General features: G+C 43.4%; 8 protein-coding genes. 3 read left to right on the top strand and 5 right to left on the bottom strand.

Features of this window, described 5'->3' with window-relative positions; genetic code table 11:
- Positions 1-5 precede the first annotated feature (5 nt).
- Entirely contained in the window at positions 6-1,334 is a 1,329-nt protein-coding gene (dsdA, locus tag ACJHX7_RS07245; RefSeq protein ID WP_410231550.1) for a D-serine ammonia-lyase, read from the top strand.
- A gap of 107 nt (positions 1,335-1,441) precedes the next feature.
- Here dsdA and emrY read toward each other — a convergent pair whose 3' ends face one another.
- Positions 1,442-2,980, bottom strand: a complete 1,539-nt coding sequence (gene emrY, locus ACJHX7_RS07240) for a multidrug efflux MFS transporter permease subunit EmrY (RefSeq protein WP_094029666.1) — start codon at positions 2,978-2,980, stop codon at positions 1,442-1,444.
- Positions 2,980-4,143: a multidrug efflux MFS transporter periplasmic adaptor subunit EmrK gene (emrK, locus tag ACJHX7_RS07235; protein ID WP_000435155.1), complete on the bottom strand. Its 1,164-nt coding sequence runs from the start codon at positions 4,141-4,143 to the stop codon at positions 2,980-2,982. The genes emrY and emrK overlap by 1 nt, the downstream gene beginning before the upstream one ends.
- Positions 4,144-4,558: 415 nt before the next feature.
- On the opposite strand from emrK, the gene evgA reads away from it, so the two are divergent.
- Both evgA and evgS read left to right on the top strand, forming a co-directional pair.
- Complete coding sequence (evgA, locus tag ACJHX7_RS07230; RefSeq protein ID WP_000991370.1) at positions 4,559-5,173, top strand: acid-sensing system DNA-binding response regulator EvgA; 615 nt, start codon at positions 4,559-4,561, stop codon at positions 5,171-5,173.
- A gap of 4 nt (positions 5,174-5,177) precedes the next feature.
- Positions 5,178-8,771: an acid-sensing system histidine kinase EvgS gene (gene evgS, locus ACJHX7_RS07225; RefSeq protein ID WP_094029665.1), complete on the top strand. Its 3,594-nt coding sequence runs from the start codon at positions 5,178-5,180 to the stop codon at positions 8,769-8,771.
- 55 nt (positions 8,772-8,826) lie between these two features.
- Here evgS and yfdE read toward each other — a convergent pair whose 3' ends face one another.
- The 3 genes from yfdE to oxc all read right to left on the bottom strand — a co-directional run bounded on the left by yfdE (position 8,827) and on the right by oxc (position 12,753).
- Entirely contained in the window at positions 8,827-9,972 is a 1,146-nt protein-coding gene (gene yfdE / locus ACJHX7_RS07220; protein ID WP_000183691.1) for a CoA:oxalate CoA-transferase, read from the bottom strand.
- 73 nt (positions 9,973-10,045) lie between these two features.
- A complete protein-coding gene (gene yfdV, locus ACJHX7_RS07215; protein ID WP_000955028.1) occupies positions 10,046-10,990 on the bottom strand; it encodes a transporter YfdV in 945 nt (314 codons plus the stop codon).
- A 68-nt stretch (positions 10,991-11,058) separates the two neighbouring features.
- Positions 11,059-12,753: an oxalyl-CoA decarboxylase gene (gene oxc / locus ACJHX7_RS07210; RefSeq protein WP_001283510.1), complete on the bottom strand. Its 1,695-nt coding sequence runs from the start codon at positions 12,751-12,753 to the stop codon at positions 11,059-11,061.
- Positions 12,754-12,793: the final 40 nt, after the last annotated feature.

Raw genomic sequence — 12,793 nt, 5'->3', positions numbered from 1 at the left:
GTACTATGGAAAACGCTAAAATGAACTCGCTCATCGCCCAGTATCCGTTGGTAAAGGATCTGGTTGCTCTTAAAGAAACCACCTGGTTTAATCCTGGCACGACCTCATTGGCTGAAGGTTTACCTTATGTTGGCCTGACCGAACAGGATGTTCAGGACGCCCATGCGCGCTTATCCCGTTTTGCACCCTATCTGGCAAAAGCATTTCCTGAAACTGCTGCTACTGGGGGGATTATTGAATCAGAACTGGTTGCCATTCCGGCTATGCAAAAACGGCTGGAAAAGGAATATCAACAACCGATCAGCGGGCAACTGCTACTGAAAAAAGATAGCCATTTGCCCATTTCCGGCTCCATAAAAGCACGCGGCGGGATTTATGAAGTCCTGGCACATGCAGAAAAACTGGCTCTGGAAGCGGGGTTGCTGACGCTTGAAGATGACTACAGCAAACTGCTTTCTCCGGAGTTTAAACAGTTCTTTAGCCAATACAGCATTGCTGTGGGCTCAACCGGAAATCTGGGGTTATCAATCGGCATTATGAGCGCCCGCATTGGCTTTAAGGTGACAGTACATATGTCTGCTGATGCCCGGGCATGGAAAAAAGCGAAACTGCGCAGCCATGGCGTTACGGTCGTGGAATATGAGCAAGATTATGGTGTTGCCGTCGAGGAAGGACGTAAAGCAGCGCAGTCTGACCCGAACTGTTTCTTTATTGATGACGAGAATTCCCGCACGTTGTTCCTTGGGTATTCCGTCGCTGGCCAGCGTCTTAAAGCGCAATTTGCCCAGCAAGGTCGTATCGTCGATGCTGATAACCCTCTGTTTGTCTATCTGCCGTGTGGTGTTGGTGGTGGTCCTGGTGGCGTCGCATTCGGACTTAAACTGGCGTTTGGCGATCATGTTCACTGCTTTTTTGCCGAACCAACGCACTCCCCTTGTATGTTGTTAGGCGTCCATACAGGATTACACGATCAGATTTCTGTTCAGGATATTGGTATCGACAACCTTACCGCAGCGGATGGCCTTGCAGTTGGTCGCGCATCAGGCTTTGTCGGGCGGGCGATGGAGCGTCTGCTGGATGGCTTCTATACCCTTAGCGATCAAACCATGTATGACATGCTTGGCTGGCTGGCGCAGGAAGAAGGTATTCGTCTTGAATCTTCGGCACTGGCGGGTATGGCCGGGCCTCAGCGCGTGTGCGCATCAGTAAGTTACCAACAGATGCACGGTTTCAGCGCAGAACAACTGCGTAATGCCACTCATCTGGTGTGGGCGACGGGAGGTGGAATGGTGCCGGAAGAAGAGATGAATCAATATCTGGCAAAAGGCCGTTAATAACGTTTCAACGCAGCATCGCCATCCTTTCCCTGGGTGAGCGATGCTGCCGATGACGCAGACTTAAGATTCTGCCGTTTTACCTGCTATAGTCTCCTCTTTTTCCATCACCCAACGCCTTTCGCTGTAAACGGCGGTTTCGCAAACCAAACCAAAACCGTAAGTAAGATAAAAGCAATAGCCGCCATACGGAAAATCTCATTTGCAGAAATAGAAAGTGACTGCTGGGTTATTTCATTATTAATTTCATTAAGAACTCCTGAAAGCGAACCATAGTATTTATCCATAATTTGTGACGATGAATTAAACACGGGGTTAAATTGATCGATGTTTGCTGTCAACTGACTATGGTGTAACGATTCGCGGCGTCCCCACAGCGTCATTGTCAACGACGTACCAACTGATCCTGACAAGGTACGAAAAAAATTACTCATACTCGAGGCATTGGCAAATTTATTATCTGGCAAGCCTGAAAACGAAATCGTTGTTAAGGGTAAAAAGAAACAGGCAACGGCGAATCCCTGAAAAAACTGTGGCAAAATGATGCCTGTAAAATCAATCGTTGGCATAAATGTCACAGAACGCCAGTAATAGCAAACCGCATACATCAAAAAACTAAATGTCACCAACAACCGCATATCAATTTTGTTGCCATAACGTCCTATCAAAGGTGATATTAATAGTGGCATGATGCCGATGGGCGCATAAGCAAGTCCGGCCCATATCGCATTATACCCCATCGTTTCCTGGAGTAACTGCGGCATAAGGACGATCGCTCCAGAGTAAAATAAATACGCGCATGTGATACTCACAATACCAATGGTGAAATTACGGGACTTAAACAAACTGAGATCAAGAATCGGGTTCTCTGAGGTCGACTCCCAAATGACTAAAGAGATCAGAGAAATAACTGATACTACTGTTAATATTATTATTGTACTCGAGTTGAACCAATCCAGATCGCGCCCTTTATCAAGCATAATTTGCAAGCCACCAACACCGAGCACTAACAGGGTCAGTCCTGGTAGATTCATTTTGACCGGTGAAGTCTCAGTTTCTCTTCCTTTAAGTAAGGTTAAGCATAATGTCAGGACGATAATCCCCATAGGGACATTGATTAAAAATATCCAACCCCAGCTAAAGTTATCACAAATATAACCGCCCAATATCGGCCCACATATCGGCGCGATAATCACGGTCATAGACCATAATGCCAGAGCAAATGTTCTTTTTTCTGGTGGATAATTCCTTAATAATAAACTCTGTGACAGTGGAATTAACGGCCCCGCCATTAATCCCTGAACGACTCTAAAAAATATCAGCACATCAAGATTGGTCGATAAACTACACATTAAGGAAGACAGCGAAAAAAAAGTGACTGAAAGTAAAAATAACCTTAATTCGCCTATTCTTTGTGCCAGCCTGCCGGTAACAGGGATCGCAATGGCATTTGCTACGCCAAACGAGGTGATAACCCAGGTGCCTTCGTCTGTTGATGCTCCCAGAAAGCCAGATATTGTCGGTATTGCGACGTTAGAAATAGTGGAATCCAACATTTGCATAAACGTCGCTAATGACAATGCAATAGTGACGCACCATAACGTCCCACCGGTTAATGGTGCCGGAGTTGATTTAGTGATTGCCATTAAAGTTGTCCATTATGCGAAATAATGTTGCTAATTTCTTTTTCTATCGGACTGGTATCGATAACTAAAGCCTTACTGGTATAAGCAGGCATGGACGTCACGGTTGAAGCCAGATCGGGCATCTCGGCAATGTCTTCGTTCCTGGTATCAATAGTTGCAGTCATCGATAAACCAATGCGCAAGGGATGTTCCATGAGTTCTTTTGGATCAAGAGAAACTTCAACCGGGACACGCTGAACGATTTTGATCCAGTTCCCTGTCGCATTTTGTGCAGGTAATAAGGAGAACGCATTGCCGGTTCCCATATTGATCCCTGTCACCCGACCATGAAACACAACATTTTCACCATAAAGATCGCTGATAATATTGACCGGTTGACCAATCCGTACATCCGTGAGTTGTGTTTCTTTAAAGTTGGCATTAACCCACATTTGATGTGCCGGTACGACAGCCATTAACGATTGTCCGGGGCTCACTGTTTCGCCGACCTGAACGCTTCTCTGGGCAATATAGCCGGTAACAGGACTCTTAATATCCGTACGTTTAAGCGCTAACCAGGCTTCTTTGGTTGCATCCGCCGCTTCAACGACTTGTGGCTGACGGTTTAATGGTGTGTTCATTACCAAAGCTTTATTCGCTTTATAAGCCTGGATAGCGGCATTCAATGCCGCTTTGCTACTTATTAACGTATCTTTGGTATGCTCCAGCGTTTCTTTTGAAATAACCCCCTGCTTCGCCAAAGGTACACGACGGTTATAATCTTCTAAAGATTGTTGATACTGAATACGTGCTGAAGCGACTTCGGCACTGTATTGTTTATCCTGTAAGTACAGTTTATTCGTTTGCCGAACAATATTGGCCAGATTATTTTTAGCTTTATTGAGTGCGATAGTGGCATCAGTCTTATCCAGTGAGACTAAAATGTCACCCTGTCGAACGTAGTTCGTATCTTTATGATTAACGACAGTGACGCTGCCTGAAACTTGTGCAGAAATTGGATCTGCATTCCCCGTGACATAGGCGTCATCTGTACTAATCATGTCTTCTAATTCCATTGACCAATAGGCATAGGCACCTGAAAACGCAATAAATAAAACCACCGCTAACAAAGCAAAATATTTTCTTCTGTCAGAATGTTTTTTATTTGAATTAATCTGTTCCACTATTATCTCTCATTTCGCATAGATGAAATTTATGAATTGAATGAAAAGAGTATTCATTCTTCATATCAAACACAGTGCATGTGTTGCACATTATCCCAGGAACGTTGGAGGCCTAATTTAAATGAGGTGCAAAAGAAACAACAGAGGACTAAACCGTAGCTTTTGCAATACAATTCTTACGCCTGTAGGATTAGTGAGAAGACTTATAGTGCTAATGTGAAACTATAAATCATCGGTATCATCCCTGATTTTATTGTTGACATTTTATTTATGCCGACTATTTATATGGTATACTTGTCGAATTATCTTAAAGGAAGCTCAAATTTTCTTATTTTTATTGAGAAAATGAGATGATGCCTTATGTCTGTATTACTACAGGGAGAAGGGAAATGCTTCATTGCAAAGGGAATAATCTATGAACGCAATAATTATTGATGACCATCCTCTTGCTATCGCAGCAATTCGTAATTTATTGATCAAAAACGATATTGAAATCTTAGCAGAGTTGACTGAAGGCGGAAGTGCCGTTCAGCGGGTGGAAACACTTAAACCTGATATCGTCATCATTGATGTCGATATCCCCGGAGTTAACGGTATCCAGGTGTTAGAAACGCTGAGAAAGCGCCAATATAGCGGAATTATTATTATTGTCTCCGCTAAAAATGACCATTTTTACGGGAAACATTGTGCTGATGCTGGCGCTAATGGTTTCGTGAGTAAAAAAGAAGGCATGAACAATATCATTGCGGCTATTGAAGCTGCAAAAAATGGCTACTGCTATTTCCCCTTCTCTCTCAACCGGTTTGTTGGAAGTTTAACGTCCGACCAGCAAAAACTCGACTCCTTATCGAAACAAGAAATTAGTGTCATGCGGTATATTCTTGATGGCAAGGATAATAATGACATTGCTGAAAAAATGTTCATCAGCAACAAAACTGTCAGCACGTATAAAAGTCGCTTGATGGAAAAATTAGAATGCAAATCACTGATGGATCTTTATACATTCGCACAACGTAACAAAATCGGCTAACCACATGAAGTTTTTACCCTATATTTTTCTTCTCTGTTGTGGTCTTTGGTCGACCATAAGTTTCGCAGACGGAGATTACATCGAATATCGTGGCATCAGTAGTAACAACCGTGTCACACTTGATCCACTACGTCTGAGCAACAAGGAATTACGCTGGCTCGCGAGCAAAAAAAATCTTGTGGTTGCAGTACACAAGTCCCAAACAGCTACGTTGTTGCATACCGATTCGCAGCAACGGATTCGTGGTATTAATGCTGATTATTTAAATCTTTTAAAAAGAGCGTTAAATATCAAATTAACACTCCGGGAATACGCAGATCATCAAAAAGCAATGGACGCGCTGGAAGACGGTGAAGTTGATATAGTGTTATCACATTTAGTTGCTTCGCCGCCTCTTAATGATGACATTGCTGCAACTAATCCTCTGATAATTACCTTTCCTGCGTTGGTCACTACCCTTCACGATTCAATGCGACCGCTTACCTCATCAAAACCAGTAAATATTGCTCGAGTAGCAAATTATCCCCCAGACGAGGTAATTCATCAATCATTTCCAAAAGCAACAATTATCTCTTTTACAAATTTATATCAGGCATTAGCATCCGTCTCAGCCGGACAGAATGATTACTTTATTGGTAGTAACATCATTACCAGCAGTATGATTTCCCGTTATTTTACTCACTCCTTAAATGTAGTGAAGTATTATAACTCACCGCGTCAATATAACTTTTTATTAACCAGAAAAGATTCAATCGTTCTTAATGAAGTACTCAATCGATTTGTTGATGCTTTAACAAATGAAGTTCGCTATGAAGTATCACAAAATTGGCTTGATACAGGAAACCTGGCCTTTCTGAACAAACCATTAGAACTCACTGAACATGAAAAACAGTGGATTAAGCAGCATCCCGATTTAAAGGTGCTGGAAAATCCTTACTCGCCACCCTATTCTATGACAGATGAAACTGGCTCAGTTCGGGGCGTGATGGGTGATATTCTTAATATTATTACCTTGCAAACAGGTTTAAATTTTTCTCCGATCACCGTTTCACACAATATTCATGCTGGGACACAGCTTAACCCCGGTGGATGGGATATATTGCCCGCCGCTATTTATAGTGAAGATCGAGAAAATAATGTTTCATTTGCTGAAGCCTTCATAACAACGCCTTACGTTTTTGTCATGCAAAAAGCGCCTGACAGTGAACAAACATTAAAAAAAGGAATGAAAGTTGCCATTCCATATTATTATGAGCTTCATTCGCAATTAAAAGAGATGTATCCGGAGGTAGAGTGGATAAAAGTCGATAACGCCAGCGCTGCATTTCACAAGGTCAAGGAAGGTGAACTTGATGCTCTGGTCGCGACACAGTTAAATTCGCGTTACATGATCGACCATTACTATCCTAATGAACTTTATCATTTTCTTATTCCCGGCGTTCAGAATGCATCACTTTCGTTCGCTTTTCCTCGCGGAGAACCGGAACTTAAGGATATTATTAATAAAGCACTGAATGCAATTCCCCCAAGCGAAGTTCTGCGCCTGACGGAAAAATGGATTAAAATGCCCAATGTGACCATTGACACATGGGACCTCTATAGCGAGCAATTTTATATTGTCACGACATTATCCGTTTTATTAGTTGGCAGTAGCCTTTTATGGGGATTCTACCTGTTACGCTCAGTTCGTCGTCGTAAAGTCATTCAGGGTGATTTAGAAAACCAAATATCATTCCGAAAAGCACTCTCGGATTCCTTACCGAATCCAACTTATGTTGTAAACTGGCAAGGTAATGTCATTAGTCACAATAGTGCATTTGAACATTATTTCACTGCTGATTACTATAAAAGTGCAATGTTACCATTAGAAAACAGTGAATCCCCCTTTAAAGATGTTTTTTCTAATACGCATGAAGTCACAGCAGAAACGAAAGAAAACCGAACAATATACACACAGGTATTTGAAATTGATAATGGCATCGAGAAAAGATGCATTAATCACTGGCATACCTTATGTAATCTGCCAGCAAGCGAACATGCTGTTTATATTTGTGGTTGGCAAGATATTACCGAGACGCGTGATTTAATTCATGCACTCGAAGTAGAGAGAAATAAAGCGATCAATGCAACTGTCGCAAAAAGCCAGTTTCTGGCAACAATGAGTCACGAAATAAGAACACCAATAAGCTCCATTATGGGCTTCCTGGAACTACTGTCGGGTTCTGGTCTTAGCAAGGAACAACGGGTGGAGGCGATTTCACTTGCCTACGCCACCGGACAATCACTCCTCGGCTTAATTGGTGAAATCCTTGATGTCGACAAAATTGAATCGGGTAACTATCAACTTCAACCACAATGGGTCGATATCCCTACTTTAGTCCAGAACACTTGTCACTCTTTCGGTGCGATTGCTGCAAGCAAATCGATCGCATTAAGTTGCAGCAGTACGCTTCCTGAACGCTACCTGGTTAAGATCGACCCTCAGGCGTTTAAGCAGGTCTTATCTAATTTACTGAGTAATGCTCTCAAATTTACTACCGAGGGGGCAGTAAAAATTACGACCTCCCTGGGTCACATTGATGACAACCACGCTGTTATCAAAATGACGATTATGGATTCTGGAAGTGGATTATCGCAGGAAGAACAACAACAACTGTTTAAACGCTATAGCCAAACAAGTGCAGGTCGTCAGCAAACAGGTTCTGGTTTAGGCTTAATGATCTGCAAAGAATTAATTAAAAACATGCAGGGTGATTTGTCATTAGAAAGTCATCCAGGCATAGGAACAACATTTACGATCACAATCCCGGTAGAAATTACCCAACAAGTGGCGGCTGTCGAGGCAAAAGCAGAACAACCTATCACACTACCTGAAAAGTTGAGCATATTAATCGCGGATGATCATCCGACCAACAGGCTATTACTCAAACGCCAGCTAAATCTATTAGGATATGATGTTGATGAAGCCACTGATGGTGTGCAAGCGCTACACAAAGTCAGTATGCAACATTATGATCTGCTTATTACTGACGTTAATATGCCGAATATGGATGGTTTTGAGTTGACTCGCAAACTCCGTGAGCAAAATTCTTCCTTACCCATCTGGGGGCTTACAGCCAACGCACAGGCTAACGAACGTGAAAAAGGGTTAAATTGCGGCATGAACTTATGTTTGTTCAAACCGTTGACCCTGGATGTACTGAAAACACATTTAAGTCAGTTACACCAGGTTGCGCCTATTGCACCTCAGTATCGCCACCTTGATATCGAGGCCCTGAAAAATAATACGGCGAACGATCTACAACTGATGCAGGAGATTCTCATGACTTTCCTGCATGAAACGCATAAAGATCTACCCGCTGCGTTTCATGCACTAGAAGCTGGCGATAACAGAACTTTCCATCAGTGTATTCATCGCATCCACGGTGCGGCTAACATCCTGAATTTGCAAAAGTTGATTAATCTTAGCCACCAGTTAGAAATAACGCCCGTTTCAGATGACAGCAAGCCTGAAATTCTTCAGTTGCTGAACTCTGTTAAAGAACACATTGCAGAGTTAGACCAGGAGATTGCTGTTTTCTGTCAACAAAATGACTAAATAGCGGCTCCCACAATGTTCAAATGTGGGAGCTATTTACCAGCACATCTTACATTTATGATGAGAACTCCTGGCGAATTTGTTCCCCATGCTGGTCGAGCGTTGCCGCTCCCGGCATAACATGCGGGTCCGCGCAGCCGCTGATTTTTATCGGATTACCTGGCATCATTATTCCTCCGGCTTCAATCAACATATTTCTCGCCTGAGTTTGTGGCAAATTAATGGCCTCAGCCACACTTAATAACGGCGCGACGGGTACACCAACTTCATGTATTCTGGCTAACCAAACTTCAGCTGCCTGCGTTTTTAACGTTCGCTCAATATATTGTTTAAGAATAGCCTGGTTTTGTACGCGTAAAATATTGCTGCTAAATCGGGGATCATTAACCAGTTCTGTAAGCTCCAGTGCCTGGCATAACGCAGAAAAAAGCTTGTCATTACCACAACAAATTGTAATCGGCTTATCCTGAGTATCAAAAACATCAAAAGGTGCCATGTAGGGATGGCGATTTCCCAGGCGTTGTGGTGACTTCCCAGTCGCGATATATGCCATCAGTCCATGCTCCAGAAAACTCAGCGTGGCATCAAACATCGCTATATCGACATGCGCACCTCTCTGGCTCTTTTCGCGGCCATAAAGTGCACTCACTATTCCGCTGAATAAATAAACACCACCACATAGATCCGCAAGAGAGGTACCAACGCGCACTGGCGGAGCATCAGGGTATCCTGTTTCCATCATTATCCCGCTCATTGCCTGAATGATGGTATCGTAGGCAGGAGCATCTTTTAGCGGACCGGTATGTCCGAAACCTGACGATGAAGCATATATAAGGCGCGGGTTGATTTCTTGTAACCTTTCCCATGAAAACCCCAGTTTTTCCATTGTACCTGGGCGAAAATTCTCAGCTAATACATCAGCTTGTTTAAGCATATTTATAAATATACTTTTATCGTGATCATTCTTTAAATCAAGAACCACACTCTCTTTGCCATGATTAATAAAACTGTAATAGAGTGACTGTCCATCCACATAGGGACCAAATGTGCGGGTATCATCACCATGGCCCGGCGGCTCAACTTTAATTACCCTTGCGCCCATATTACAAAGAAGTTGAGTTCCGAAAGGTCCATTAAGGACATGTGTCATATCGATAACTAATAAGCCTTCAAACGGCCCTTTGCTTTCATTATTTGTCATTTGCTTATGCCTTGAAAAAAGCCGAAGGTGAAAAGGCACTTCGGCATTTATGTAAAATCAATAACATGATTAATTATGAAACCAGTCGACTGACATAAATCCACAAGGGAGCCGTGACGACAAAACCCAGTACGCTCACAGCCAATGACGCTGTACCAGTGCGGGTGTAGACATTAAACCGACTGGCAATAATGATTCCGGAGAATGCCGGCGGTAATGCGCCTGCCAGTACCATCATCTGCAAATGTTCGCTGTTCAAATGACATGCCATACCCACGAGAAGCAGCGCCAGTGGCATCAGAATCAGCTTCAGGAAGGTGTTATAAGCAATTTCGGCACTGAACTCGAATTTATGTGCAGCCAGAGTCAACCCCGCAGCGAACACCGCTACCCCTGAGTTAGCCTTCGCAATCAGATTAAAGGTTGGGTCCCATGCTGCCGGAATTTTTACCCCAACCAACACCAGGATCGTTGCCAGAACAGGTGCCCATACTACTGGCTCCTTTGCCGCAGAAATTAATGCGCTCAGATTACTATTCTTCTTACCATCCGCTCCTGAGGAAGGATTCAGCAAATACAGACCAATAGGAATAGTAATTGCGTTAACAATAATAGAAATAATTGCTACCACTAAACCTGTTGATACGGAATCACCATAAATAGGATCGAGAACTGCAAACCCCAGGAATCCGATGGTAGGTGAGCCTGCAATTAATGCACATACTGCTGCTTCTGCATGGGTACGTTTAAAAAATTTGTAGCAACCAAACCAGGAGAAAAAGAAACATCCGACAATAACCACAAGTGATACAAGGGTCAGGCGAGTGTCCGCAAAAATCATTTCCCTGTTTGCCCGGGTAATAGAAACAAATAGGGCCGCAGGAAGAGCGTAGTTTAATACCAGTTTATTAAATGCCCGGGCTTGATCTTCTGAAAAAGTTTCTCGTCTGCCGCTAAAATAACCCAACAGCATGATTACGATAATAGGCAATAAATCGCCAATAAAAAATGTTAGCATAATAGTATTTCCGATAAGGGTCCCCTCACCATCGATAATGAGTTGGCAAGAGGAGACGATGTCAGTATTTAATTACCAGCGACTTGTTTTGGGTTAAGTTTGGTAATATGGCCACTTTCAGTTCCTGCTGCAGGGTCGATGACCACATTAATAATGGTCGGTTTGCGCGACTGAATACCGGTGGTTAAAGCATGACGAAGTTCATCTGTCGTGGTGACGTTATAGCCAACGCCACGAAACGCATCCATTAATTTGTCATACCTTGCATGGTGCAACAGATCTGTTGGTGATGGTGCACCAGCGCCACTGAGATCAACACCGTCTCCTCTGTAGATGCCGCCATTATTAAAAATAACGATCGTCACCGGCAGGTTATATCGACAAATCGTTTCAATCTCCATCCCACTGAAACCAAAAGCACTATCACCTTCAATGGCGACAACCGGAGAACCAGAGGTCACGCTAGCACCGATGGCATAGCCCATACCGATACCCATGACACCCCAGGTGCCACAATCCAGACGACGACGTGGTTTATACATATCAATAATATTTCGTGCATTATCCAGGGTATTTGCACCTTCATTAACTAAATAAATATCCTGGTTCTCGCGCAATACATCGCGCACAGCACTTAATGCATTAAAGTAATTTAATGGTTGAGTATCTGTACTTAATTTTTCATGCATTTTTTGTGCATTTTGCTGCTTGTGGATATTTAAAATATCGCGCCATACCAGTGGAGTCGTAAATGTGTTTTGTTTCAGTTCTGCCAGCATACCTTGCATACTGGATGCAATATCGCCAACGACTGGCACAGCAATGGGGCGGTTGCTGTCAATTTCCTGCGGTTCAATATCCAGTTGAATAAACTGTGTATCTGCCGCCCATCCTTTTTTACCGTGTGCCAGTAACCAATTCAGTCGTGCGCCAACAAGCATGACAACGTCAGCATTTGCCAGGGCAAACGAACGCGCAGCTGCCGCAGAAAGTGGATGCGTATCTTCGAGGATCCCTTTCGCCATAGACATTGGCAGGAATGGAATCTGGGCACTTTCAATAAATTCACGAAGCTGTTCATCAGATTGTGAATACGCCGCGCCTTTGCCAAGGATAATTAATGGTCGTTCAGCTTTTGCTAAAAGCGAAATTGCGCTAGTGACTGACTTCGGGCATGGCAATAATGCTGGCGACGGATTTTCAACTTTAACAATCGTGGTTAACGCTTCGTCTTTTTCCATCGTCGCGGCCAGGACATTTGCTGGCAAATCAAGATAAACACCGCCAGGACGACCCGATACTGAGACCCGGATAGCACGTGCCAATGCAATGCCAAGATCCTGCGGCTGATTAACGCGAAATGCTGCTTTGGCATACGGTTTTGCCGCATTCATTTGGTCCAGCTCTTCATAATCACCTTGCTGGAGATCGACGATCGCGCGGTCGCTGGAGCCGCTAATCATGATCATCGGAAAACCATTTACCGTTGCGTTGGCCAATGCGGTCAAACCATTGAGGAATCCTGGCGCAGACACTGTCAGGCAGATCCCTGGTTTTTGGGTAAGAAAACCGCTTGCCGCAGCGGCATAGCCTGCCGACTGCTCATGACGAAAACCAATATAACGAATGCCTTCCGCCTGGGCATGGCGTGCCATATCCGTCACAGGAATACCTACAACACCATAAATAGTGTCAATATTATTCTGTTTTAATGCTTCAACGATGATATGCATACCATCTGTCATTTGAAGTTGATCTGACATGATTAATAACCTCGAAATTTTTATAAATTGGGAGCCAGAA

Origin of the sequence: Escherichia sp. WS1451 (genome assembly GCF_046487365.1) — a bacterium.
Lineage (GTDB): Bacteria > Pseudomonadota > Gammaproteobacteria > Enterobacterales > Enterobacteriaceae > Escherichia > Escherichia coli.
This window is presented reverse-complemented; position numbering and strand designations above follow the sequence as displayed.